General features: G+C 62.8%; 21 protein-coding genes, 1 tRNA gene, 2 rRNA genes and 1 pseudogene (1 of these 25 running past the window's edge). 10 read left to right on the top strand and 15 right to left on the bottom strand.

The window, feature by feature from the left end; all coding sequences use genetic code 11:
• Positions 1–115 precede the first annotated feature (115 nt).
• The 6 genes from ACQY46_RS04370 (at position 116) to ACQY46_RS04345 (ending at position 5,949) form a co-directional block, all read left to right on the top strand.
• Positions 116–1,207 (top strand): ABC transporter ATP-binding protein, encoded by a 1,092-nt coding sequence (locus ACQY46_RS04370; protein ID WP_428699072.1) that lies wholly within the window; start codon positions 116–118, stop codon positions 1,205–1,207.
• Positions 1,208–1,240: 33 nt separating this feature from the next.
• Complete coding sequence (locus ACQY46_RS04365; RefSeq protein ID WP_428699071.1) at positions 1,241–2,530, top strand: ABC transporter substrate-binding protein; 1,290 nt, start codon at positions 1,241–1,243, stop codon at positions 2,528–2,530.
• A 75-nt stretch (positions 2,531–2,605) separates the two neighbouring features.
• The gene (locus tag ACQY46_RS04360) at positions 2,606–3,532 is read left to right on the top strand and encodes an ABC transporter permease (RefSeq protein WP_428699070.1); all 927 of its coding nucleotides are present in this window, start codon (positions 2,606–2,608) and stop codon (positions 3,530–3,532) included.
• Position 3,533: 1 nt separating this feature from the next.
• Positions 3,534–4,364: an ABC transporter permease gene (locus ACQY46_RS04355; protein WP_428699069.1), complete on the top strand. Its 831-nt coding sequence runs from the start codon at positions 3,534–3,536 to the stop codon at positions 4,362–4,364.
• A 2-nt stretch (positions 4,365–4,366) separates the two neighbouring features.
• Entirely contained in the window at positions 4,367–5,113 is a 747-nt protein-coding gene (locus ACQY46_RS04350) for an aspartate/glutamate racemase family protein (protein ID WP_428699068.1), read from the top strand.
• Positions 5,113–5,949 carry a GNAT family N-acetyltransferase gene (locus ACQY46_RS04345; RefSeq protein ID WP_428699067.1) on the top strand — a complete coding sequence of 279 codons (837 nt, stop codon included), beginning with the start codon at positions 5,113–5,115 and terminating at the stop codon, positions 5,947–5,949. The genes ACQY46_RS04350 and ACQY46_RS04345 overlap by 1 nt, the downstream gene beginning before the upstream one ends.
• A gap of 128 nt (positions 5,950–6,077) precedes the next feature.
• On the opposite strand, the gene ACQY46_RS04340 is transcribed toward ACQY46_RS04345, so the two are convergent.
• Together ACQY46_RS04340 and ACQY46_RS04335 are read right to left on the bottom strand one after the other, a co-directional pair.
• Positions 6,078–6,770 (bottom strand): YczE/YyaS/YitT family protein, encoded by a 693-nt coding sequence (locus ACQY46_RS04340; RefSeq protein WP_428699066.1) that lies wholly within the window; start codon positions 6,768–6,770, stop codon positions 6,078–6,080.
• 175 nt (positions 6,771–6,945) lie between these two features.
• Positions 6,946–8,673 (bottom strand): adenine deaminase C-terminal domain-containing protein, encoded by a 1,728-nt coding sequence (locus tag ACQY46_RS04335; protein WP_428699065.1) that lies wholly within the window; start codon positions 8,671–8,673, stop codon positions 6,946–6,948.
• Between the two features lie 134 nt (positions 8,674–8,807).
• Here ACQY46_RS04335 and ACQY46_RS04330 point away from each other — a divergent pair, with 134 nt between their 5' ends.
• Positions 8,808–9,710, top strand: a complete 903-nt coding sequence (locus ACQY46_RS04330) for a LysR family transcriptional regulator (RefSeq protein ID WP_428699064.1) — start codon at positions 8,808–8,810, stop codon at positions 9,708–9,710.
• 332 nt (positions 9,711–10,042) lie between these two features.
• Here ACQY46_RS04330 and ACQY46_RS04325 read toward each other — a convergent pair whose 3' ends face one another.
• From ACQY46_RS04325 to ACQY46_RS04285, 9 genes are all read right to left on the bottom strand, one after another.
• Positions 10,043–12,019, bottom strand: coding sequence for a TRAP transporter permease (locus ACQY46_RS04325; RefSeq protein WP_428699063.1), 1,977 nt, complete (start codon positions 12,017–12,019; stop codon positions 10,043–10,045).
• A gap of 87 nt (positions 12,020–12,106) precedes the next feature.
• Complete coding sequence (locus tag ACQY46_RS04320; protein ID WP_428699062.1) at positions 12,107–13,096, bottom strand: TAXI family TRAP transporter solute-binding subunit; 990 nt, start codon at positions 13,094–13,096, stop codon at positions 12,107–12,109.
• A 235-nt stretch (positions 13,097–13,331) separates the two neighbouring features.
• Positions 13,332–14,117: an SDR family NAD(P)-dependent oxidoreductase gene (locus ACQY46_RS04315; protein WP_428699061.1), complete on the bottom strand. Its 786-nt coding sequence runs from the start codon at positions 14,115–14,117 to the stop codon at positions 13,332–13,334.
• On the bottom strand, positions 14,114–15,214 hold the full coding sequence (locus tag ACQY46_RS04310; protein ID WP_428699060.1) for an NAD(P)/FAD-dependent oxidoreductase: 1,101 nt from the start codon (positions 15,212–15,214) through the stop codon (positions 14,114–14,116). The genes ACQY46_RS04315 and ACQY46_RS04310 overlap by 4 nt, the downstream gene beginning before the upstream one ends.
• Positions 15,211–16,629 (bottom strand): FAD-dependent oxidoreductase, encoded by a 1,419-nt coding sequence (locus ACQY46_RS04305; protein ID WP_428699059.1) that lies wholly within the window; start codon positions 16,627–16,629, stop codon positions 15,211–15,213. Before ACQY46_RS04305 ends, ACQY46_RS04310 begins: the two co-directional genes overlap by 4 nt.
• Positions 16,630–16,636: 7 nt before the next feature.
• Positions 16,637–16,924: a (2Fe-2S)-binding protein gene (locus tag ACQY46_RS04300; protein WP_428699058.1), complete on the bottom strand. Its 288-nt coding sequence runs from the start codon at positions 16,922–16,924 to the stop codon at positions 16,637–16,639.
• Positions 16,921–17,820 carry a dihydrodipicolinate synthase family protein gene (locus ACQY46_RS04295; protein ID WP_428699057.1) on the bottom strand — a complete coding sequence of 300 codons (900 nt, stop codon included), beginning with the start codon at positions 17,818–17,820 and terminating at the stop codon, positions 16,921–16,923. The genes ACQY46_RS04300 and ACQY46_RS04295 overlap by 4 nt, the downstream gene beginning before the upstream one ends.
• A 12-nt stretch (positions 17,821–17,832) precedes the next feature.
• A complete protein-coding gene (locus ACQY46_RS04290) occupies positions 17,833–18,711 on the bottom strand; it encodes an SMP-30/gluconolactonase/LRE family protein (RefSeq protein ID WP_428699056.1) in 879 nt (292 codons plus the stop codon).
• A complete protein-coding gene (locus ACQY46_RS04285; protein WP_428699055.1) occupies positions 18,708–19,874 on the bottom strand; it encodes a CaiB/BaiF CoA transferase family protein in 1,167 nt (388 codons plus the stop codon). Before ACQY46_RS04285 ends, ACQY46_RS04290 begins: the two co-directional genes overlap by 4 nt.
• 100 nt (positions 19,875–19,974) lie before the next feature.
• On the opposite strand from ACQY46_RS04285, the gene ACQY46_RS04280 reads away from it, so the two are divergent.
• On the top strand, positions 19,975–21,312 hold the full coding sequence (locus ACQY46_RS04280; protein ID WP_428699054.1) for an aspartate aminotransferase family protein: 1,338 nt from the start codon (positions 19,975–19,977) through the stop codon (positions 21,310–21,312).
• On the top strand, positions 21,309–22,184 hold the full coding sequence (locus ACQY46_RS04275; protein ID WP_428699053.1) for a 3-keto-5-aminohexanoate cleavage protein: 876 nt from the start codon (positions 21,309–21,311) through the stop codon (positions 22,182–22,184). The genes ACQY46_RS04280 and ACQY46_RS04275 overlap by 4 nt, the downstream gene beginning before the upstream one ends.
• A gap of 8 nt (positions 22,185–22,192) precedes the next feature.
• Here ACQY46_RS04275 and ACQY46_RS04270 read toward each other — a convergent pair whose 3' ends face one another.
• Positions 22,193–22,984 (bottom strand): IclR family transcriptional regulator, encoded by a 792-nt coding sequence (locus tag ACQY46_RS04270; RefSeq protein WP_428699052.1) that lies wholly within the window; start codon positions 22,982–22,984, stop codon positions 22,193–22,195.
• A 303-nt stretch (positions 22,985–23,287) separates the two neighbouring features.
• On the opposite strand from ACQY46_RS04270, the pseudogene ACQY46_RS04265 reads away from it, so the two are divergent.
• Positions 23,288–23,856 (top strand): annotated as a pseudogene (locus ACQY46_RS04265) (transposase); the annotation flags it as partial.
• A gap of 146 nt (positions 23,857–24,002) precedes the next feature.
• On the opposite strand, the gene ACQY46_RS04260 reads toward ACQY46_RS04265, so the two are convergent.
• The 3 genes from ACQY46_RS04260 to ACQY46_RS04250 all read right to left on the bottom strand — a co-directional run.
• Positions 24,003–24,079, bottom strand: a tRNA-Met gene (locus ACQY46_RS04260).
• Between the two features lie 47 nt (positions 24,080–24,126).
• Positions 24,127–24,242, bottom strand: a 5S ribosomal RNA gene (gene rrf / locus ACQY46_RS04255).
• 94 nt (positions 24,243–24,336) lie between these two features.
• Positions 24,337–25,242: ribosomal RNA gene (locus ACQY46_RS04250) — 23S ribosomal RNA — on the bottom strand (it continues 1,817 nt past the right edge of the window).

Genomic DNA, 25,242 nt, shown 5'->3' with positions numbered 1-25,242 from the left:
GCACGACCGCGTCAACGACCCGGGTCGTTTAGATATTTGATATCAAACCTCTACCGGGAATCCGGAGAACTGGCACGCATGATGCTTTTCCCAAGTTCAACATGGGGGAAGTTGAATGAGCAAGGCTGCCGCGATCGACATCGCCTCGGTTTCCAAGGTTTACGGCGAGACGACGGCCGTTCATGCCGTCAGCCTGAAGATCCCGGCGGGTAGCTATTGCTGCCTGCTCGGTCCGTCCGGTTGCGGCAAGACATCGACCTTGCGCATGATCGCCGGCCACGAAAGCGTCTCCTCGGGGGACATCCGGCTCGGGAACACGGTCGTCACCGACCTGCCGCCCGCCCGGCGCGGCACGGCGATGATGTTCCAGTCCTACGCCCTGTTTCCCCACCTCGACGTCCTCGACAATGTCGCCTTCAGTCTCAAGATGAAGGGGGTTTCCAGGGACCGACGACGTGAGAAGGCGCTGGATCTTCTCGCCCTTGTCCAGATGGAAGACTACGCGGGCCGCCGACCGGCCCAGCTCTCCGGTGGCCAGCAACAGCGTGTGGCCCTTGCCCGGGCGCTGATCACGGATCCCGAAGCCCTGCTTCTCGACGAGCCGCTGTCGGCACTCGACCCGTTCCTGAAGATCAGGATGCGGGCGGAGCTCAAGAAGCTCCAGACGTCCCTCGGCATCACCTTCGTCCATGTCACCCACAGCCAGGAAGAAGCGATGGCGTTGGCCGACATGATCGTGGTGATGAATGACGGCCGTATCGAACAGGCAGCCTCCCCGCGAACCGTGTTCGAGCGGCCAGCCACGGCTTTCGTTGCGCGCTTCATGGGGGATCACAACGTCATCTCGGGCCGGGTAGTGGCCGGGGCCAGCGACGGTTCGCTCTCGGTGCAGGTCGGGAACGGCGGCACGTTCACCGCCACGGGCGGCAAGCTCCGGCCGGGCGAGGAGGTCGATATCGCCATTCGAACGGACCGCGTGCGGATCGTCGAAAGCCCCGATCCCGATCTCGGCTTCAAAGGCACTGTCGGCAATGTCGAGTACCGGGGGTCTTCCGTCAGATTGTCGGTCAACGGCGCCGGGATCGGGGACTTCTCGGCGATCATCGACGACGCCGCCTACTTCACCAACCCGCTTTCGGTTGGCGATGCCGTGCCTCTGGCATGGAAAGCCGAGGACGCCATCGTCCTCGGCCGGCTTGCTTCATGAACCATCCACATCAATAAGACAGGGGAACACGTCATGACAAAACCGACAGGAACCGGTGCCGGCATTTCACGCCGCACGCTCTTGAAGAGCGGCGCGGCCACGGCGGGCCTTGCCGCCGGCGCGGGCGCTATCACCGGCTTTCCCACCATCTGGGCACAGAATCCGATCACCCTGCGCCAGTTCGGCACGGGCGTTTCGAACCTCAATGCCATCGCCCAGAAGTGCAAGGAAGACCTCGGTATCACCCTGGAGATGACGGCAACCGACTCCGATGCCGCGGCCCAGCGCGCGGTGACGCAGCCCGATTCCTACGACATTGCCGATATCGAGTACTGGATCGCCAAGAAGGTCTATCCGGCCGGCGTGATGCAGCCGATGCAAACCGGCCGGCTGAAGTACTACGACAAGATCGTCCCGCTCTTCATCAACGGCAAGCTGACCCCGGACAGCGTCGTCGCCCAGGGTACGGCGCCGCATACGGTCGGTTTCGTCGAATCGCAGGAGGCCACGAGCTTCGCCAGCGAGCCGACCGAATGGATGACGATGGTGCCGACGATCTACAACGCCGACACGCTGGGCATTCGCCCGGACCTGGTCGGCCGAGAGATCTCCAGTTGGGCCGATATCATGGACCCCGCCTTCAAGGGCAAGGCATCCATCCTCAACATCCCGTCGATCGGCATCATGGACGCCGCCATGATCATGGAGGCGATGGGCGAGGTGACGTATGCCGACAAGGGGAACATGACCAAGGAGGAGATCGACAAGACGATCGACTTCCTTATCAAGGCCAAACGGGACGGTCAGTTCCGGGCATTCTGGAAGAGCTTCGACGAAAGCGTCAACCTGATGGCCTCCGGCGAGGTCATCATCCAGTCGATGTGGTCGCCGGCCGTCGCCGCCGTGCGCGCGCGGGGCATCCCTTGCGTCTACCAGCCCCTCAAGGAGGGCTATCGCTCGTGGGGCGGGGGTATCGGCCTGGCCAGGCACCTGTCGGGCGCGAAGCTCGACGCGGCCTATGAGTATATCGACTGGTACCTGTCCGGCTGGGTAGGCGCCTATCTCAACCGCCAGGGCTACTATTCCGCCGCCATGGAAACGGCGAAGGAATACATGTCCGGGGACGAGTGGGGCTTCTGGGTCGAGGGCAAGCCGGCCCAGGGCGACATCCTGTCGCCGGACGGCTCGGTCATGGAAAAGGCGGGTGCGGTGCGCGACGGCGGCTCGTTCGAGGAACGCATGGGCAAGGTCGCCTGCTGGAACTCGGTGATGGACGAGGATCGCTACATGGTTCGCCGCTGGAACGAATTCATCGCCGCCTGATATGGAAGCCGCCCCATTCCCGAGGGAACGGGGCGGCGTTTCCGCAGTCTCATCCACGATCCAGCGAGGCCTTCGATGACCGCCACCGCCCAAGACGGGGCCACCATCACCACAACCGGGCGCCGTACGTCGCCGGCAAGGGCCGCGCTCGATCTCGTCACCGGACTGTCGGCCTACATGCAGGCCGCCCCCTTGGCCTTCATCCTCGGCGCTTTCCTGCTGGCACCGGTGCTGATGATCACCGCGGTGAGCTTCTGGGACTACGATTTCGCCCGCCTTTATCCGGACTTCGTCCTGACCAACTACGCCGAGACGCTGGGGTCCAGGGTAACGTGGCGAACCTATTTCAACACGCTGCGCTATGCCGCCATCGTCTGGGCGCTGACCCTCTTCATCGGCTTCTGGGTCGCCTATTTCCTCGCCTTCCACATCCGCACCACAACGATGCAGATGGTGCTCTTCCTTGTCTGCACGGTGCCATTCCTGACCTCCAACATCATCCGGATGATCTCCTGGATACCGGTCCTCGGCCGCAACGGTCTGGTCAACTCGGCGCTGATCGATGCGGGACTGATACCCGCTCCGATCGAATGGCTGCTCTATTCCGATTTCGCCGTGGTGCTGGCGATGGTGCATCTCTACACGCTGTTCATGGTGACGCCGATCTTCAACACGCTGATGCGGATCGACCGGTCCCTGATCGAAGCCGCGCGGGACGCCGGCGCCAATGGCCGACAGGTTCTGTGGAATGTCATCCTGCCCCTGGCGAAACCGGGCATGGCAATCGGCACCATCTTCGTCGTCACCCTGGTGATGGCCGACTTCATCACCGTGCAGGTCATGTCCGGCGGCCAGAGCGCCTCGGTCGCCCTGATGATGCGCAACCAGATGTCCCTGCTGCAATATCCGGCCGCGGCGGCGAACGCGGTGGTGCTGCTCGTTCTCGTTCTCCTGATGGTGGCGGGCATCCTGCGCATCGTCGACATCCGCAAGGAGCTTTGACATGAACGGTGAAAGGCGGACTGCCGAGTTCTGGTTCCTGGCGCTGTTCTTCGCGCTGTTCGTGCTGTTTCTCTACGGCCCGCTCTCGGCCATCCTGATCCTCTCGTTCCAGGGTCCCGGCGGCGGTTTGACGTTCCCGCTCGACGGCGTGTCGCTGCACTGGTTCCACAACCTGACGCAACAGCAAGCGGTCGGGGACTTCGGCAGTTCCTTCCGCCGCTCGTTCCTGCTCGGCATCATGGTGATGCTGGTGACCGTCGTTGTCTCGCTGCTCGCCGGGCTGGCCTTCCGCCGCAAGTTTGTCGGCGCGACGCCGCTGTTCTATCTTTCGATCGCCAGCCTGGTGGTTCCCTCGATCATCATTTCGCTCGGGATTGGCGTCATGTTTCAGCAGCTCGGCCTGCGGCCATCCTGGTACACGTCCGCCTTCGGCGCACATCTGACCTGGACATTGCCCTTCGGCGTGCTGATCATGTTCGCGGTGTTCAACCGGTTCTCCCCGTCCTACGAGGAGGCGGCGAGAGATCTTGGAGCGACGTCCTGGCAAACATTCCGTCATGTGGTTCTGCCGATGATCGCCCCGATGCTGATCGGTGTCGGCCTGTTCGGCTTCACGCTCTCCTACGACGAGTTCGCCCGCACACTGATGACGGCCGGCACCTACAACACGCTGCCTCTCGAGATCTACGGCATGACGACGAACGTCACCACTCCCGTGCTTTACGCGCTGGGAACCGTGACCACGCTGTTCTCGTTTCTCGTGATCCTGCTCACCCTGGGCGCTATTGTCTGGATCGGCCGTCGCCGGCTGCGCGGACAGGACACGGCGTGAGAATGCGCGTTCTCGTCGTCAATCCCAACACCACCGCCTCGATGACGGAGACGATTGCCCGCGCCGCGCGGGCCGCCGCAGCTCCCGACACGGCCATCGAGGCTGTCACCTCGACAATGGGGCCGGCCTCCATCGAGGGATACTACGATGAAGCGCTGGCAATCCCGGGCCTGCTTGCCGAGATCCGGCAGGGCGAAGCGAACGGCGCGGACGCCGCCGTGATCGGCTGTTTCGACGATACCGGCCTCGACGCCGCCCGCGCCCAGGCGGGCATTCCGGTCATTGGCCCCTGCGAGGCGGCGCTGGCACTTGCCTCCTTCGTCGCCCAGCGGTTCTGCGTGGTGACGCTGTCGGAGCGCTCACGCGTGCCGCTTGAAGATCTGGTGCGTCGCTATGGCATGGGTTCGCGCGCATGCGTTCGTGCCGTCGGTGTTCCGGTGCTGTCCCTCGAGGAGCCCGGATCAGGCGCCGGCGCCAGGCTGCGCGAGGAAATCGCGCGCGCGCTCAAGGCCGACCGGGCGGAGGCCATCATCCTTGGATGCGCCGGCCTGGCCGACCTTGCGGCCCGGCTCCAGTCCGAGTTTGGAGTGCCCGTCATCGACGGCGTAGGCGCAGCCGTCAAGCAGGCCGAGGCGCTCGTTTCCCTCGGCCTTTCCACCAGCAAGAGGGGCGCCTACGCCCTGCCCGCCAGCAAGGCCTATTCCGGTCTTCTGGCCGGCTTCGCCCCCAGGACGCAGGTTCCCGCGTGATGACGAATGCCCGGATCCGGACACTCGCACCCTCCGAGGTCGAGACACTCATCGACTGGGCCGCGGCCGAAGGCTGGAACCCCGGAGAGCAGGATGCGACCGCTCTTCGGCCGGCAGACCCTGACGGGTTCCTGGGAGCCTTCGTCGACGGCGAGATGGTTGCCGGCATCTCGGCGATCTCCTACGGAACCGCATTCGGCTTCATCGGCCTCTACATCTGCCGCCCGGACATGCGCGGCAAGGGCTTCGGCAAGACTGTCTGGGATGCGGGCATGACCCGGCTCGCGGGAAGAACCCTGGGTCTCGACGGCGTGCCCGAGCAGCAGGCCAACTACCGTGCCATGGGGTTCGTGCCCGCCTACCGGACGTTCCGCTACAGCGGAACCATCGCGGCGCCGGCGAGCGGATCCGCGAATGTTCAACCGGTCTCTCCCGGCATGCTGCCGATGCTGGAAGATTTTGATCGCGCGTTCTTTCCCGCTCCGAGAGCGGCCTTCCTGCAAGGGTGGCTTTCAGCGCCTCACATCGCACTGGTCTGCATGGAGGGAGAAACGGTGCTTGGCTACGGCGTTGCTCGCCGATGCCGCGAAGGCGCGAAGATCGGCCCGCTCTTCGCAGCCGAGCAGGCGACGGCCGGGATGTTGCTGTCGGAGCTGTCCCTCAGGTGCGATTGCGAAATCCATATCGACGTGCCGGAGACCAGCGGCAGCTTCGCCGACACGCTCTTGCGACAGGGCATGTCGAAGGGCTTCGAGACCATGCGCATGTATCGCGGCCCGACGCCCGCACTTCGCAGCGACGGGATCTTCGGCATCACCACGCTGGAGCTTGGCTGAAACGGTTTCCGGCGTTCCGCCCTTCCCTTCGTTTGCTCTGCCCGTGCCCGCGTTCCGGAAACGCAAACGGGATCCCGTGTTTCGGGATCCCGCTGCTGAATGCGGCATGCGCATTCCGTCCGCATCGACTACGCGGCCGGCGCGGCTGCCCGTTTTCGCCCGTCGAGCTTCTTGAACAGGAAGAAGTAGAGCTTGATATACTGCCCCACCAGGATCGCGTTGATGATCGTGCCTTCGCGAATGAAGTGGACATCCCCGAGAAAGCTGAGGCCGACCAGCACCGACGTTATCAGCAGCGCGCAGTCGAAGCCGGTTTTCACGTTGCCCCACTTCCAGCCCGTGCGTTCGAAGACCGTATTCACGAACAGGTCGGTCGGCATCAGGATGAGATTGGCGCGGATCATCAGGAACAGCCCGAAGGCCAGAGCCGCGTCGGCGAAGACGAGCAACGCCACCCTGGCGTAATATTCGTCCGGCTTCACGAACTCCGTCAGGAACAGGTTCAGGTCCAGGAATATTCCCAGCACCGCCGCCGGTACCAGCCCCAGAAAACTGATCATCTTGAATTTCCTGGGCAGCACCAGATAGGCCAGGAACAACATGATCAGATCGAAGATGAAGCTGTAGGCGCCCTGGCTGAGAGGGGTGTAGATCAGCGTCATCGTCCTGGTCAGGCTGCTTTGCGGCGAGACGCCGATTCCCGCCCGGATGGCCAGGCTGATGCCCAGGGTGAGCACATAGATACCCAGGATATAGACGATCCAGCGCCGTATCAGGCTGCCTGTGTCGACGATCTCCGCTTTTGCCGAATGATTGGCCATTTGTCCTCCCGAACCGTTTTTTTGCACGTGGCCGCCGCCGTCGCGGCGTCTCCTGCTCCACGCTCTCTTGAAGTTGTCTTGCGCGGACATCGAGGTTCCGTCCCCGACCTGTCCGCAGTCCTCCCCGTCGACGGACGCCAGGCGTCCGTCGACACGTCCCGCATCCCCGCAGGCGTCAGGCCATGAACCGGAACCGGTGCAGCGAGATGAAAAGGCTCAGCAGCTTGTTGACGACAGGCTCGCCTTCGTTGCTGTTGCCCAACTCCTCCAGGGCCGCATCGATGGCTGTTGCGCTGGACGTCAACTCCTCCACGGACATGTTTGCCATGACCCCGTGGATTTCGAGCGGCATCACGGCCTTGTCGACCTTGTCGTCCGTCACGATGCAGGCACCGGAATAGGCGTCCACCTGCCTGATGCAGTGGCACATTTCCTCGCTGTCCCGCCCAACGACGACGAAATAGGGCTTCGGTGCCGGCCAGAAGGTGGCGACCGCTCCGCGATCCAGGTTAACTCCCTTGAACAACCCGTTCACGACGTGCCGCTTGCCGTCGGGATATCTCTGCACCACCGAGAGGCGGGCATGGGTGTTGCCCTCGACTTCCGGAACGACCTTCCCGTCCCTGAAAGGCACCCAGACTTCCCGGTAGAACTGGTCATGGCCCCGGCCATAGACGTCGAACAGATAGACCTTGGCCTTCGTCCCGTCCTCGGACACCTCGATCGGCACGATGTCCAGCATCTGCGGTGTCAGATCGCCGGCGCCGGCAACGCCCTTGGTGCACATGCCGGAATAGTCGATGTCGGCGTTCCGCAGAAGCTTGCCATCCCTGGCAATCAGTTCGCCGTCCTTGAAGACATAGAGCGGATTGATCCGCGACAGGCTGTCGGTCAGGACGATGTCCGCGAAACGGCCAGGCGTCAGGGAACCGATCCGGTCTTCCATGTGGAACGAGCGGGCGGTGTTGTAGGTCGCCATCTTGATGGCCTTGATCGGATTGATGCCCATCTCCGCGCAGAGCGAGATGATCCAGTCCATATGGCCCATCGTCCGCAGGCGCTCGATGGATATGTTGTCCGTGCAAAGCATGAAATTGTCGGTCGGGAACTTGCGGTCGACGATCGCCCGCAGCAGCCTCTTGATGACCTCGCTGCTGCCCACGCCGAACTTGATATGCGTCGGGAACCCGTAGCGGATGCTCTTTTCGATGTCGTCCTCGTTCCACACATCGTGGTTGTTGGAGACACCGATCGCCGGCAGATAGTTCAGCATCATGTCGGAAAGGGCCGTTACGCCCCAATGCCCGTTCATGAAACCGCCCCGTTCGCGAACCCAGGCGGCCTTGCGGAAGTCGTCGTCGTTTCCGGAGCTGTAGGTAAAGTGCTCGAATTCGCCCAGACCGATAACGGGCTCCATGTCGAGAACCGCCCGGGTCACCGCCGCCGGCGTCTTCTTCCCCGGCGCGAAGGCGAAGAGCCTGTAGGGCAACTTGTGATGATCGCGGAACAGGTCTCTGGCAACGTCGGCGCCGTCATCGCCCGCCGCGCTGAGCAGGTCCAGGCACTCCGCATAGATCGTGGTGGTTCCGCAGGGCACCATCGCCTCGGCGAGTGCCGTCGGATTGGCCAGCTGGGACTCGAAGTGCAAATGCGCATCGATCAGTCCGGGGATCGCATAGAGCCCCTTGCCGTCGAACGTCTCCTTCACGCGGGTGATCGCCTCATCCGGGTTCAGAGCCACAATTCTCTTGTCGTAGACCAGGATGGAGCCCTGGTAGACGGTCTCTCCATGCACATCGAGAATGTTGAGGTTCCTGATGAGCAGATCCGCCTCCTTGTTCCCGTTCAGAATGTCGAATATCGCACGAACCTTGTCGTAGTGACCGGTTGCAGCTTGGTTCACGGCTTCCCTCCCTTTGCAGCCCGATGACGTTGCGTGTTCCGGAGAGCAGAAGAAGGGATTGAAGCGCTTCAGAAAAGCAGTATTTTCCGTCCGAATTGCTCTCGTTTCGAGAGCACTAGAGGAGGAAACCGGCCATGCTGCACTCTCGCGTGTTACGCTATGTCGACGAAGTCGCGCGCTGCGGGTCCATTCGCGGGGCGGGCGAACGTCTCAACATTGCATCCTCGGCAATCAACAAGCATGTGCTGCAGTTGGAAGAAGCCATCGGCGAGCCGCTGTTCGAGCGACTGCCCAGGGGACTGCGCCTGACGCCGGCGGGCGAGATTCTCCTCGCCCATATTCGCAGGACCATGAAGGAGTACAGTCAGGTCGAAGCGGAAATCCGCGACCTGAAAACGCTTCAGGGCGGCGAGGTGATCATCGCCACGATGAACGGGCTTGCCGGCGGCATCGTGCCGAAGGCCGCGGCGAACTTCTGCGCCCGCCATCCGCATATCAAGATATCGATCCGGGTCATGTTCATCCGCGACATCCTGCAATCGGTCATGGACGGGGAGGCCGATCTGGGGCTCGCCTTCAATCTGCCGCCGTCGCCCCAGCTGGAGGAACTTGCGAGGCTGGACACCCGGCTTGGCGCCGTGGTTTCTCCCGACCACCCGCTGACCGGCACGGGCTCCCTGTCGCTTGCCCATTGCCAGCCCTATCCGCTGATCTTTGCCGACAGGTCGATGCTCATCCACGGCATTGTCGCGGATGCGTTCGCAAGCGCCGGCCTCGATGTCGAGCCGACTTTCCTGACCAACTCCATCGAGACCATGAAATGTCTTGCCGCCTCCGGGGACGGCGTCGCCTTCCTCAGCAGGTTCGACATGGCGGAGGAACACCGCAACGGCGTCCTTCGCTACCTGCGGATCGGCGATCGCACGATGGGGAAGAACATCCTTTCGCTCGTCCAGCGGGGAAAACGCAGTCTCGGCCTGGCAACGTCCATGGTGGCGGAGGAGATCATGCGGGAACTCCGATCAACGGCCGACTGACTAGCCTGCCGCGGGGAGACCCACAGGGGAAAGTCCAGGGCGGCAGCATGGATGTCCCGGCAAGGTCGGACATCATCGAGCCAGAAAAACCGCCAACTCAATGAGTTGGGGGTTCTACGTTGGTTGCGGGGGCCTGCACACATCTTAACTTGCGACCATTGCTGCCGGTCGATGATCTCCTAAAAACTCCTCTTACCGGCGACCACAGCGGCCTAGTTCGTGCCGTGGCGTAGCTCCTGTTCCTCAAGGTGCTGGCCGACTTATCTGTTCGACAGCCCGTTGTCCCAAAACCTCTGACAACGGACAGTAGTGACGTGGATTCGAGTGTGCGATCAAAGCATGATGGCTCTTCTCGAGGAAACTACCAGAACCGCTGCAACCACCGCCGTGATACCAACGCAAATTGCCGCTTCGCTTGGCGTATCCGCAATCGAGGCCAGGAAGCTCGTGACGCTTAAGAGCGAGAAGCCACCGCGCTCGAGCAGGCTCAGGGGCCGGCGCCAGTATCCGATCAGCGCAATTTGCATCGCGCTGAGGCAGACACCCAAGGCAACGGTCGTCAGCACGACGACGTGGATCCGGTCATCCAGCAGTCCGCCGAAGGCGAAGACGAAGGGCAGCAGGTAAAGCGCCTTGGCGATCTTCACGCTCAGCCAGCCGGTCTGCATTGGCGGCGCTCCGGCAATCCGGGCACCGACCATCGCGGTCATGCAGATCGGCGGGGTGATCGTCGAATCCTGCGCGAACCAGAAGATGATCAGATGCGCCGCCAGAAGCGATATGCCCAGATCCTGCAAGAAGGGTGCGCCAAGCGCGGCAATGATGACATAGGAGGCCGTTACCGGCAGCCCCATGCCGACGAAGTAGCTGATAAGCCCCAGCAGGATGATCGCGAACACCGCCGAACCGCCGGAGAAAGTCAGCAGGATCGACGTGACCTTGGTCAACAGACCGGTCTGTACCACCACGCCATAGATCAGGGCTGCGCTGGCCAGTAGCGCCGAGATGTTCAGCGCCGTCCGCGCCCCCGCTTCCAGCAGTGCAATCGTCTTGTGGAAATCCAGGCGCGTGGACCGGCGCATCATCGCGACAAGAAAGGTGCCGATGACGCAGGCCGCGGCGGCGAAGTATGGCGTATATCCAAGCAGCAGCAGGCCAATCAGGATCAGGATCGAACCCAGGATGTGCCAACCGCTGGCAAACACCGATACCAGGGTCGGAAGCTGTTCGCGCGGCAGGCCCTTCAGGTCCCGCTTGGCGGCGATGGTGTCGGTAAACACATAGAGGGTCAGGTAGTACAGGATGGCCGGAGCAACCGAATACAGAAGGATCGTCGTCAGCGGCAACCCAGTCAGGTTGGCCATGATGAAGGCTCCGGCCCCCATGAGCGGCGGCGCCAGCGCGCCGCCCACCGAGGCCACCACCTCGATGGCGGCGGCCTCGACCGGCTTGTAGCCGGTGCGCTTCATCAGCGGGATCGTCATCACACCGGTGGTGGCGACGTTGGAAATTGAAGAGCCCGAAAGCATCCCCATCAATCCGGACGAGATCACCGCCACCTTCGCGGGTCCGCCGCGTCGGTGTCCGGCTACCGAGAGAGCCAGGTTGGTGAAAATCACGTCACCACCGGTGGCCCTGAGCAATACCCCGAACAGGAGGAATGCAAAGAGGAACGTGGCCATGATCCCGGTGATGAAATTGAACAGCCCGCTGGTGTCCATGTAGAGCGTTTCGATCAACTCATCGAGCTTGATGCCGCGATGCTGGAACAGCCCTGGCCAATAGGGTCCGGTAACGGCGTAGACGACGAAGACAAGGTTCAATCCCACGATCACGCCGCCAACCGTGCGACGCGTCGCCTCGAAAGTCACGATCAGCGCGATGACACCCAAGACGATATCGTAGTTCGGTATCGGATCGAAACCCACGTAACGGTCAAGCCAACGTTCCTGCGAGATGACGGCCCACCCGAATGCGATCACCGCAAGCGCGGCGAGCCCCCAGTCGAGCATCGAGGGTCCATCCTTCCGGCTGCGGTGAAGCGCCGGGTAGAGCAGCAAGCTGAGCGGAACCGCGAAGGCGAGGTAAAGGCCCCGGCTGGCAATCTCGCCAATCGTCGTGCGAAAGGCGAAGAATAGCGTGAAGATGGTCAGGGCAGCGCAGGCGACCCGGATGACATGCCGGGTCAGACCGTGCGTTCGGCGCTGTTCAGCGGGGAAGATCGAGGCCTCGAACTCGGCCTGCGACAGGGCGGGAATATCGAGAGGCGTTTCACCCACGGGAGCATCAACTGCCGTTGTATCCGTCATCATGATCTCTGTGCCGGTGGTATTGCCGTTGTTATTGGATCGCCCCGGGACAAGATCCCGGGGCGGTGGCCTCAAGTCAGGCCGGCTTCATTTGATCCAGCCGACTTCGCGGTAATACTTCTCTGCACCCGGATGCAGGGGGATCGGCGCGCCGATGGCCATGTCCTTCGGCTCCCAGTTGGCAAACCCGCTGTAGGCCGACACCAGGCGCGACTTGTTCTCCGCCATGCGCTTGACCATTTCATAGACCATGTCGTCGTCCATCGACGCGTTGGTGATTACCAGCGTCGACAGGTCGAGCGACGGCACCACTTCGGTCTGGCCGGCATAGGTGTTGGCCGGGATGTCATAGGCCACATAACCCCAGTTTTTGATCATTTTCTGGCGGATGTCCTCGGGAACGGCGTAGAGACGCGAACTGCGTGTCGCCAGCGCCTGCTGGAAGTCGCTCGCCCCGGTGCCGACCGTATTCGTGTAGACGTCGATCTGCCGGTTCAGGAATGCATCCAGAAGGCCTTCCTGCGCGCCTTCCATGACAAAACCGCCGTTGCGCTCGACCGCCGCAAAATCCGCGCCATTTTCCATCAGGATCTTCTCGATGCCGAACAGATTGGATGATCCTTTCGCCCCGACGCCGATTCGCAGTTTCCCGCCGTCCTTGATGTCGGAAAACACGGTATCGGGCACATCACCGGCCAAGACGATCTGGACGGTGTTTGGCACCACGCTGGCGACAACGCGCAGATCCTTCAGACCGTCACGGTTGAGCACCGGGTTGTTTCCTTCGTACACCGCGAGAAGGAAGGGACCGTAGGAAAGCCCGAAGTCCACTTGCCCCGAACCGACAGCCAGTGCGTTGCCGATGGCACCCTTGCCTGGCAGCGTGCTGACCGGCTGGCCTTCATAGGCTTTATTGACCATGTCGGAAATCGCGGTGGCCGTCGGGTACCAGGTGCCCGTCGGACCGCCTGAAATAAAGGATGCAACCGCATGCGTCTTGTCTTGCGCCAGGGCCGGAGCGGTCGTGGCCAATCCGACGACAGCTATGGCTGCAAGAAGATGTGTGATCTGTTTCAACGGCTTCTCCTGTCGTTAAGTGATTGCGTTTTCGATCTTTTCCAACTTGCAGCTACAGCGCACGCCGTTCTGACAACATTAATATACGAGACGTAGTTTTGCATATCAAACGAAAAGTGCTCTGCTTCGGCACTTCTGCGATTGGTGGAACTTGCCCGTCGCAGCGATTGCGCCTCGCCAGCATGCCCCGATGCCCGAAGGGTCGCTGCGCGGTTCGGGCGCAGGCCGGGCAAGGTCAAAACCGCCCGCAGTCGACCTTCATCTTGTCGCCGGTGATCGCCGATGACAGGTCGGAGGCATAGTAGAGCGCGGCGCGGCCGACCTCTTCAGGGGCAACCCACCGTTTCAGCGCGGCAACGTCGGTGTAGTTCTCGCGCTCGATCTCCTCGACCGGGCGTCCCTCCGCTTCGGATCGCCGTTTCAGGATCCGATCCATGTTCTCGCCAGAGACCGCACCTGGCATCAACGCATTGACCCGAACCCCGACGCTCCCAAGCTCGCGGGCCATGGTCTCGGTGATGCCAATGAGGGCGAACTTCGAAGCGACATAGGCCGAGCGCATCGGATAGCCTTCGATGCCCATGAGCGACGACATGTTGATGATCGACCCCGAACGCTGCGCGCTCATGATCCGGGCCGCTTCCTGGAGACAGTACATCGCACCGACCAGGTTGATGTTCAGACAATTTATCCAGTCCGCCATCTCGACCTCGGCGACCGGCGCGATCGGGCCGGGACCGCCAGCGTTGTTCAGCAGAACATCGACCCGCCCGGTAATTGCGAGCGCCCCGGCGAACATGCTCCTGACCTGCGCTTGATCCGCAACATCGCAGGCGATCGCATGACCGCCGATCGCGTCGGCGACCCGTTTGATCGGCTCGATCCGGCGCCCGGTGACGACGACCTTGGCGCCCGCCGCGGCAAAGACCCGGGCGGTGGCTTCGCCGATCCCGCTGCCGCCGCCGGTGATGACGGCAAGCTTTCCGTCCAAGCGGCAAAGGTCGTTGAAACCAGCGCTCATGTCGCGTCCTTTTCGAAATCTCGCCCCGGATCGAACAAAGGCATTTCAGGGCTGTGCCCCAGGATGAAATCACCCATCAGCCGGCCGATATAGGGGCCGATGGTATAGCCGCCGCGCACGCAGCCCAGCACGAATGCGTCCGGCACGCCGGGAAGCTCTCCGGCAAGCGGGTAGAAGTCGGGCACGTTGGCTTCAAAGCCGGTCCAGCTGCGGAGAACCCGCGCCTGCCCCAGCTCCGGCAGGGCGAATTGAGCCAGCGACAGGTTCGGAATGAGACTGTCGGCGATGACTTCGCCCCTGCCTTCCTGCGGCGTGCCGCGCCCCTGCCAGCCACCGCCGATCAGGATGGTACCGTTGCCTTTCTGCTTCATGGTCAGCAAACCGGTCGCGTGACCGATGACCGTCGTTAACAGCGGCGGCATCCGTTCCGTCACCGAAACCGTGTTGATCCGGGCATCGACTGGCAGATCGACGCCAAGCATCGCGGCCACCGGTTTCAGCCAGGCGCCCGCCGCGAGCAGGATCCGCCTGGCCTTTATTGGCGGGCCACCGGTGTGCAGCACGAAGCCCTGCGTATCGCGGGTGATGGACGTCACCGCGCAGCGCTCGCGATATGGCACCGAGGCCTCGCGCAGGCGTCCGCGATAATACTGGCCGGTCAGCGAGGAGTTCGCATAGCCGTCCTCGCGGCAATAGCTCGCCGCCAGCACGCGGCGGGTCAGGTTCGGTTCTGCGGTCAGGATCTGGTTGTTCGTCACGAACTCAATCGGCGCGCCGGCTTCGGCCTTGAGCGTCTGGCGTTCCACCAGCAGCTCTGCCTCGCGCTCGGTGAAGGCGAGCGTATAGCCACCGGTGCGGCGAAAGCCGACCGCATCCCCCATGCGCGCCCACTCCTCATGGCCCTTCAGCGCATAAGGCATCAGCCTGACCCGCTTGATCTGCAACGAGAGCGTGCCCGCGTTGACGCCGGAGGCCCCCTGCCCCAGGTCGCCACGGTCGAGCACGATCGGCGCCATCCCGCCTGAGGCCAGGCGCAGGGCTGCGGCGCAACCCATGATGCCGCCGCCGATTACCGCGATGTCGTGGTTCTCGTTCATAGCGGTGCCGGTTTCGGCATGGGCAAATCGCCATAGTCGAAGTCGCCCGCCAGAGCGGACACCGGAACCGGGCGTATCGGCGGCCGCGGCGTTGGTGGTGAGATCTCGGACAAAGCCCGGTTTTCATGCAACGCGATAAGCCTGGCCACAGATGACTGGCAGTATTTGCCGCCACAAGGCCCCATGCCCGCACGCTGTCCGGACTTGACCGCATTGCTGCTGACCGCACCCGACTCGATCTCGGCCTCGATGGCACGCCGGGTGAGGCTTTCACAGCGGCACACGACCGTGTCGGGCGTGGCCAGGCCGATCGTGTCCGCACGCAGCGCCGACAGGGCGGTCATCGCCTCGCCAAAACGCGACGCGCGGCGATAGGCCCTTTCCAGAGCCGGATCGGACGCGCTGGCCTGCCCGATATGGCGCAAGGCGGTCCGGGCGACGATCTGGCCGTGCAATTCGGCCGCGACCGCGCCTCTGATGCCACAACCGTCTCCCGCGAGGAACAGTCCTTCGCGAGCGGTGCTGCCGTCCAATTCGGCTTCGGAAACCCACCCGCCGAGCTCGGGTCGGTACCGGACCGCCACACCGGCCATCTGCGCCGCCTCGGTAGATGGGGCAAGACCGCCCCCGAGGCAGACGGAATCCGCCACGATCCCGATGTCACCCGGAAGCGGCGTGCCATCGGCCGCCAGGCGGCACAGGGTGACACCGGTGACCCGGTCGTCTCCGAAAACGGTTTTCACGGCATGGCCCCAGTAGATCGGCACGCCGGCCAGCATCAGGTCGGCGACCCAGCGCCCGCCGCGCCACAGCAAGTCGGGTCGCGCCACCATCGACGGCAGGCGTGCCAGCCAGTCGGCGCGGGTGTTGGGTGTAACAGCTGCCGCCACCGTTCCCCCCAGCCGGCGAATTTCGCTGGCCACGAAGAATACCAGCGGCCCGGTGCCCGCAACCACGCTTGCCCGGCCAGGCAGCCGGATCGACTGTTTGAACAGCGCGGTTGCACCGGCAAGTCCGATGACACCCGGAGTGGTCCACCCTTGAACCGGCTGCGCCTCCTCGCGCGCGCCCGTCGCCAGTATGACGGCACGGCTATGCAGGCGACCTGCGGCGCCATTGCGCAGGGTATGTATGACCCAATGCTCGCCCTGCCTTTCGATCTGCCAGACCCGCGTGTCGGTCATCTGCCTGACACCGCTTGCGGCGAGCCTCTCGCGCAGATTGTCGCCGGAACGGCTCTCGGGGGTCGCCGGGGCCGACAGGATGGATCTGTCCTTGGCCCGCCAGACCTGTCCGCCCGCCTGGCCCTGCTCGTCAATCAGCAAGGACCGACACTCCGCCTGGCCGACGACCAGAGCTGCGGTCGCACCGGCCGGGCCGGCGCCGACGATAGAAATGTCGACTATGTCCTGCATCGCACCGTCACCGCCGCGACTTGACAACAAGGCCGGGCGATACCGTGAGACGGCAGCTTTCAACACTCTGCCCATCCACGAAGACCACGCATTCCTGGCATAGGGCCATCATGCAGAACGCACCTCTCGGAGCACCGTCGCCCGGTGCGTTCCGCAGATGCAGAACTCCCGCCTGCATCAGCGCCGCAGCAAGGTTCTCGTCCGCGCACCCCATCAATGCGACCCCGTCGAAGGTAAAAGGCACCTTCTCCGAGCGTTGGATCCGGGCGGAGTGATCGGGAACGAGGCGGATCATCTGTAGCTGATCCCCAGCACGTCAAAGGTGCGCCGGATCTTGTCGAGATCCTGCCCGCTCAGCGGCAGGACCGGGTCGCGCGGCACGCCCGCCGGTTGGCCGATCAGGTTCAACGCCGCCTTGAAGGCCGCGGGCCACGTGCCTGTCCCCATTAGCGTCTCGTAAATGACCGTCAGCTGGTAGTGCGCCTTGCGATAGGTCTCGTCAGGCGCGGAAGTCCCGACTTTCTGCATCTGCGAGGGAAACAGATCGGTAAACTCGGGGCCGGTGGCGATGAAACCCTTCGCGCCCAGCGCAAAGGCCGGCAGGATATAGTGGCACGGGCCGGTCATCACCGACATCTTCCCGCCCAAACGTGCAAGCAGGTGTGTATGATAGAAGAAGTCGCGCTGGCTTTCCTTGATGCCGATGACGTTATGCGCGTTCACCAGCGTCTCGGTCTGGTCCACGGTCAGCGAGAAGCCCATCCGACGCGGCGAGTTGTACAGGACCAGTGGCAGCCCGGTCGCCGCCGAGATCTTGTCGAAGCGGGCCATCAGTTCCGCTTCCGAAGCCTTCAGGACATAGGTCTGCGGCATCGACAGAAGCACATCCGCCCCGTTCTCTTCGGCCGCCCGTACGTATCCCAGACAGGCTTCGATCGTAGGGGCCGAAATGCCCATCATTACCCCAACACGACCTCGGGACGTATCCTTGGCCAGACGCACGAGCCGACCACGTTCCGCGGCGGTCAGGGCCCAGCTCTCGCCGTTGTCGCCCGCGATGCAGATGCTGGTCGCCCCCCGTCCGATCAGGAACTCGAACAGCTCGACAAAGGCGTCCTCCATGATTTCGCCCTTCGCGGAAAAAGGCGTGGCGATTGCGGGGACATAGCCGTGCAGGTCATCTTTGTTCATTGAAGGGTTCCGTCAGTCGGGGATTGCTGCTGTGAAAACGGTGCCGGTCTGGGCATCGACGATGAAAAGGCGGGACGGTTCGCCTGGGCCGAAGGCGACCGAGGTGGTCCAGAGACCTTCGGGCAGGCGGATCTCTGCGACCGGATCTCCCAGGGCATCGAAGACATAGGCGCGCCCGGCCTGCGCCTGCGCGACGGCGAGCCAGCCGCGGGTGTTGGTGGCCAGACCGTCCGGCCCCAGACCGCCGGACAGTTGCAGGAAGACCCCGACCATCGGCTGGCCCATGGCGGGCAGGTGCGACGACAGCCGCCAGACCTGATTGGCGCGGGTGGCGGCGACATAGACCCAGGCACCGTCCGGCGACAGGCAGATACCGTTGGAATAGGGCACGCAATCGAGCACCAGCCGCAGTTTGCTGTCCGGCATCCGGCACCAGACCCTGCCCCGCTGGTCGCTCAGCGAGGTGCGGCCACTGTCAGTGAACCAGAGCCGGCCATCCGGCCCGTAGCACATGTCGGAAAGACCCAGGAAACCGCAAGATTCGGCCCCGGTCTCAAGAACCGTGAAGCCGCTTTCGTCCCTCAACTCGATCACCCCGTGGCGATAGTCCACGGCGATATGCCGCCCGTCGGGTGCAATTCGCATGGCATGTGGCTCACCGTCGATCCGGTGAACCATCGTCCATTCGCCGCCGGGCGTAATCCGGAACACCCGACCATAGGGCACATCGCAGAGCCAGAGGTTGCGCTCGGCATCGAAGAAGGCAGCCTCAAGGAAGGAATGCATCGGTTGCCCAGGGCGGGTCATCTTCGCCCAGGCGGAGGGTTCGCCCCGGTGTCGCAACTCGTCGGGAAGCCGGAAGGCTGGTTCGGCGATGAGGCGCGGCGTCATCGCACCACCCCTGCCGCGATCAGGGCGTCGATCTCGGAATCGGGCAATCCTGCCTCCAGCAACACCGCCCGGCTGTGCGCGCCCAGCTCGGGAGGCGCCATCGTGACTTCAGGTCCGCCCCGCGACATCGTGTAGCCTGCCACCGGCAGACGGACCGAAGGGTCATCCGGTGACTCAGTGAAATAGCCCCGCTCCGCCAGCTGGCGCGAAGCGACCGCCTCACCAAGCGTTACGATCCGTTCCGCCGGCACATCCGCGCTGTCGAGCATACCGACCCATTCCTCTGCACCCCGCTGCCGAAAGATCGCCTGAAGCGTGACCCGGATCGCGGCGGAATTGGCCCAGACATCGGGCCAATCCCTGATCTCATCGAGAATCGGCAGCGAATATCCGGCCTTGGCCAGGCAGCGACCGAGCTTGCGATACTGGGTCGGCCTGAATGCACCCAGCATCAGTGGTCCGGTGGCCGTCTCATAAGCCGCGATCCCGGCTTCTTCCCGCTTCGGAGCAGCTGGCGCCACCTGAAGGGCGGCCGCTTCGGGGGCCATCAGCGACATGGCCACCTCGAGCATCGACGCGCTGATATGACAGCCCTCGCCGGTCCGGTGGCGTTGCACGACTGCCGCAGCAATTGCGAAGGCGGCCGCATATCCGGCGGCGTAGTCGACAAACGACAGGCCGGGCTTTTGCCCCGCGCTTTGGGAGATGATCCCGGAGGCGGCCTGGATCGTGTTGTCATAGGCTCCCTTACGCGCCTTCGGCCCGGTTTCTCCGTATCCCGTCATCGAACAGTGGATCAACCGGGGATTGATCCCACGCAAAGTGTCGTAGCCGAGGTTCAGCGCGTCCAGTGTTCCCGTCCTATAATTCTCGATGAAGACATCCGCCGTATCCACGAGCTTCTGCAAGGCGGCCACTCCGCGCGGGTCCGCCAGGTCGAGCGCAAGCGACCGCTTGTTTGCGCCCTGCACCTGATAGGTCAACCCGATTGCGCGTGCGTTCAGCGCCGGCACCGGGCCGCGTCCGCGCGCGCAATCGGGCGTCCGCGCGTTTTCGACCTTGATGACGTCCGCGCCAAGCAAGGCGAACTGATAGCCGCAGAACGGAGCCGCGAGCACCTGCGACACCTCGATGATCCGCAGCCCCTCCAGGGCACCTGCCAAGTCAAACTCCTCAATTTTTCGGCTCTTGGAGAATTTTCCTTGAGCTCGCTGATTTCGTTTAATATACAAAACACATGTCCATATGCAAGACGGAATGAACATGTCCAGTGTGCTCCACCGCAACCTGAAATCAACCCTTCCCTCAGTTGTTGGTGGTGAAGGCAGTTACCTCGTGGACGACGCGGGGAATCGGTATCTGGATGCCTGTGGCGGTGCGGCAGTATCCTGCCTTGGCCATGACAATGCCAAAGTGATTGCCGCCCTGAAGCATCAGCTCGACCAGGTGTCCTTTGCCCATACGTCCTTTTTCACCAATGCACCGGCCGAGGAACTCGCAAAATTCCTGGTCGACCGCGCGCCGGAAGGCACTGGCGCCGGGCGTGTGATGTTCCTGGGCAGCGGCTCGGAAGCGATGGAAGCCGCCCTGAAACTCGCGCGGCAATACCACCTGGAACGCGGTCAGCCCGAGCGCGTCCGGATCATCGCGCGCTCACCCAGCTACCACGGAAACACCCTCGGCGCCCTCGCCACCGGCGGCCACGCCGGCCGGCGCGCACCGTTTCAGCCGCTGCTCATGGAGGTTGGCCACATCGAGGCTCCCTATGCCTATCGCCTGCGCGAGAGCGGCGAAGCCGAAGCGGATTACGCGCGCCGGATGGCCGACCTGCTGGAGGCGAAGATCCTCGAGCTCGGCCCCCGGAACGTCATGGCCTTCGTGGCCGAGCCGGTGGTGGGTGCCTCGCTGGGAACGCAGCCTGCGCCCGCCGGCTATTTCAAGCGGATCCGCGAAATCTGCGTCGCGCACGGCGTCCTGTTCATCGCCGACGAGGTGATGTGCGGCATGGGTCGCACCGGATCCCTGTTCGCGCTCGAACAGGAAGGCATCTGCGCCGACATCACCACGCTGGCCAAGGGCCTGGGCGCCGGCTACCAACCGATCGCCGCGGTCATGGCTGCCGAGAAGGTGATCGCCGCCATCGAAACCGGCAGCGGGACTTTGTGGAACGGGCACACCTACATGTCCCACGCAGTCGCAACGGCGGGAGCGCTGGCCGTCCAGCAGGTGATCGAAGACGATGGGCTGTTGGCCAGTGTCCGTGCCAGGGGCGAGCAGCTGCAACAGGCGCTCCATTTCCGTCTGGCCCAACACCCCAATGTCGGCGACATTCGCGGCCGGGGCCTGTTCTGGTCGATTGAAGCGGTCGCCGACCGCGACACCAAGGCCCCCTTCCCCGTCGAACGCTCCGTCGCGCAGAACATCCAGGCCGAGGCGTTCGCCCGCGGGGTAATGACCTACTCGGCGCAGGGCTGTGCTGATGGGCGGCTAGGCGACCACGTCCTGCTCGCGCCAGCCTATACATCAACGCCGGACGAGATTGAACACATCGCCGATACGCTCGCCGCAGCGGTTCATGTCGCACTGGACGGCCGAGCATGAGCAGGAAGACGATCCTTACCGCCGCGATCACCGGCAACCTGATGACACCCGAGATCAGCCCCTGCCTGCCAGTCACGCCGGAGCAGATTGCGCGTCAGGCGCTGGATGCGGCGGCGGCGGGGGCGACAATCGTACACTTGCACGTCCGCGATCCGGAAACGGCGAAAGGGTCGATGGACCTGGCGCTCTACCGCGAACTCGTCGACCGGATCCGCTCGGAGAACAGCGAAGTCCTGCTCAACCTGACGACGGGCGAAGGTGGTCGCTTCATCCCGTCGGACGATGATCCGAGGGTAGCTGCACCCGGCTCGACCCTTTGCGCGCCCGAGCGCCGGGTTGCCCATATCGAGGCCCTCCTTCCCGACATCTGCACGCTGGACTTCAACACCATGTGGTCCGGCCAAGCCAGCGTGATCAACAGCCCGCGCAACCTTGCCATAATGGCCGAGAGGATAATCTCCGCCGGCGTGAGACCGGAAATCGAGATCTTCGATTCCGGCGATCTGCACATGGTCAAGGATTTCGTGGCGCGCGGCGTTCTGACAGCGCCGCTTATGGTGCAGATGGTCCTGGGCGTCCGGTTCGGCGCCGTCGCCAACCCCGAGACGATGGCCTATCTCGTCGGCCAACTTCCAGCCGGCAGCGAATGGGCCGCCTTCGGAATCGGCCGGATGGCCTTTCCGATGCTGGCGCAGGCCTTTCTGCTGGGAGGGCACTGCCGTATCGGGATGGAGGACACGGCCTACATCGACCGCGGCGAGCATTGCCGGTCGAACGCCCAACTGGTGGAGAAGGCAATCAGGATCATACGCGACCTTGGCGGCGACATTGCCACTCCTGCCGAGGCCCGCGCGATTCTCGCGCTGGCCTGACGCATTCCTCAGTTGTCGCCCAGATACCCGAGCCCACGCGAGATCTGGAGCGCGGTCGCCCGCGTTTCGGCGATGTAAAGGCTATCCAACTGGTCGAAGTCGAACCCGCTGTCCGGCCCAGAGACATTGACGCAGGCGACTACCCGGCCGGTGTTATTGCGCACCGGTGCCGCGACGCTCGACCCGCCCGGCTCGTGAAAGCCGCGCGAGAAGACATAGCCCTGCTCCCGCACGCTGGCGACCTTGGCTTTCAGCTCGGTATAGGTCGTCGGCGTATGCTCGGTTGTTGGCACCATCTTTTGGCCGGCGCAGAAGGCCTTCAGCTCGGCATCGTCCAGCGCCGTCAACAGCACCCATCCAACCGGAATGACATAGGCCTTCACCCGCGTCCCCGTCACCATGTTCGAGACATAGCCGGTCCTGGCCTGGTGGCTGCCGAGGTACAGAACGTCCTGCCCTTCCAGCACGCTGAGATGTGCGCTGACGCCGGTTTTGTCCCGCAGGCTGGCCAGGTGCGGACGGGCGATCGTGGCGATCGGCTGCTGATTCAGATAGGCGAAGCCGAGGTTCAGGACCCTTGCGCCGAGAGTATAGGTGTCCTTCTGCTCGCTTTCCTTGAGAAATTCCATGTGGCGCAGCGTATAGACCAGGCGAAAGGCCGATGACCGGCTCAACCCCATCGCGCGACCGATGTCGCTGATCGACATCGCCTCCCCCGCCGCGCCGAGTAGCTCGAGCACTTTGAGACCCCGATGCAATCCGGGGACGAAGTAAACCTTGTGATTGGGGGAGTCAGTCATGTCAGCTCGATCAGGATGGCCTTTTCGGTGTTTTAGATGCAAAACGCCTTGCCCGCAATGGAGAGGGTGTCCGTTGTCAGAAGTTTTTGGGACAACGACCGAGCTGATTTAGGGGAGGTTCTGGTTTAGGGGAGGTTCTGGCCCATCAGGGTTTTCATATTAGGCGGCGGCTTTGCGGTGAAGCAAGCGTCTTTGCCTCATGGTTTCGTGTTTGATCCTTCACCTTTTCAGACACCTAGTGACCTGCTCCCCTGAATTGTCCCCACTGTGAGGTTAGCCGGCCCCTGGCGAAGGAGACAGGCGATGAAACGATCCACGTTTTCCGATGAGCAGATCACAGGCATTTTGAAAGAGCACCAGGCTGGCATGTCGGACGCTGATCTATGCCGCAAATACGGTGTCAGCGACGCTGACTTTTTATAAGTGGCGCTCGAAGTATGGCGGCATGGAGGTTTCGGAAGCCAGGCGGCTGAAGGCTCTCAAGGTAGAGAACGCGAAGCTGAAGAAGCTTCCGGCGGAGCCGATGACGGATGTCTCGACGCACCGCGAGATGCTCGGAAAAACTTCAGACGCCCGGTTCGAAGAGGAATGCCGTGAGCCAGGCTATCGAACACCAAGGCTACTCGCAACGACGCACCTGCGGGATGGTGGGCATTGATCCGCGTGTTTATCGCTACCAATCGGCGCGACCGGACGATGCGGAGTTGCGAAAGCGGCTGAAAGAACTGGCGTCACAACGCCGGTGGTCCGGTTATCGGCGCCTGCACATCCTGCTGAAGCGCGAGGGCGTTGAGGTGAACTGGAAGAAGCTCTACCGGCTCTATCGCGAGGAACGGCTTACCGTTCGCAAGCGTGGCGGCCGCAAGCGAGCCTCGACGGGCTCACCCTGAACGAATTTGCAACCCGCTCCGCAATGGACCAAGGCATGAACAGGGCTGACTTATAGACGCGGGCAAACCGGGGAGCAGGTCACCAGAAACAAAAAAACCGCCAACTCAATGAGTTGGCGGTTCTATCTTGGTTGCGGGGGCAGGATTTGAACCTGCGACCTTCAGGTTATGAGCCTGACGAGCTACCGGGCTGCTCCACCCCGCGTTAATCATGTTTGTTATTTTTGCAGAGTTTTTTTTTGCGCTTTGCGGGCCTGGCGGCGACCGACTCTCCCACGTCTTGAGACGCAGTACCATTGGCGCTGGGGCGTTTCACTTCCGAGTTCGGGATGGGATCGGGTGTTTGGGTCCCCGCAATGGCCACCAGGCCGGCAGAGCGCAAAAATTGTGAACTGGTCTTAGGCTGCTTTGGCAGCGCCTCATTTTGAGGCAATTGATTATGATGGGCATTGACTAATGAGAGTGATCAAGCCGATCGAGCTATTAGTACCGGTAAGCTTCATGCATTGCTGCACGTCCACACCCGGCCTATCAACGTGGTGGTCTTCCACGGCTCTCAAGGGAGAACTGGTTTTGAGGCCGGTTTCCCGCTTAGATGCTTTCAGCGGTTATCCGTTCCGTACATAGCTACCCTGCTATGCCGCTGGCGCGACAACAGGTCCACCAGAGGTACGTCCATCCCGGTCCTCTCGTACTAGGGACAGATCCTCTCAATTCTCCTACACCCACGGCAGATAGGGACCGAACTGTCTCGCGACGTTCTGAACCCAGCTCACGTACCACTTTAATCGGCGAACAGCCGAACCCTTGGGACCTGCTCCAGCCCCAGGATGTGATGAGCCGACATCGAGGTGCCAAACGATTCCGTCGATATGGACTCTTGGGAATCATCAGCCTGTTATCCCCGGCGTACCTTTTATCCGTTGAGCGATGGCCCTTCCACGAGGGACCACCGGATCACTATGACCGACTTTCGTCTCTGCTCGACTTGTCAGTCTCGCAGTCAGGCGGGCTTATGCCATTGCACTCGTCGAACGATTTCCGACCGTTCTGAGCCCACCATCGCGCGCCTCCGTTACCATTTGGGAGGCGACCGCCCCAGTCAAACTACCCGCCACACACTGTCCCGGACGTTGTTGCGCCGCGGTTAGACATCCATGACGACAAGGGTGGTATTTCAAGGGTGGCTCCACAAGAGCTGGCGCTCCTGCTTCGACGCCTACCACCTATCCTACACATGTCGTGACGAATGCCAGTGTGAAGCTGTAGTAAAGGTGCACGGGGTCTTTCCGTCTGACCGCAGGAACCCCGCATCTTCACGGGGAATTCAATTTCACTGAGTCTATGCTGGAGACAGCGGGGAAGTCG

The sequence above is a fragment of the Stappia sp. genome (assembly GCF_965276915.1).
GTDB lineage: Bacteria > Pseudomonadota > Alphaproteobacteria > Rhizobiales > Stappiaceae > Stappia.
The sequence above is the reverse complement of the archived record's forward strand: the minus strand, read 5'-3'. Positions and strand labels throughout refer to the sequence as shown.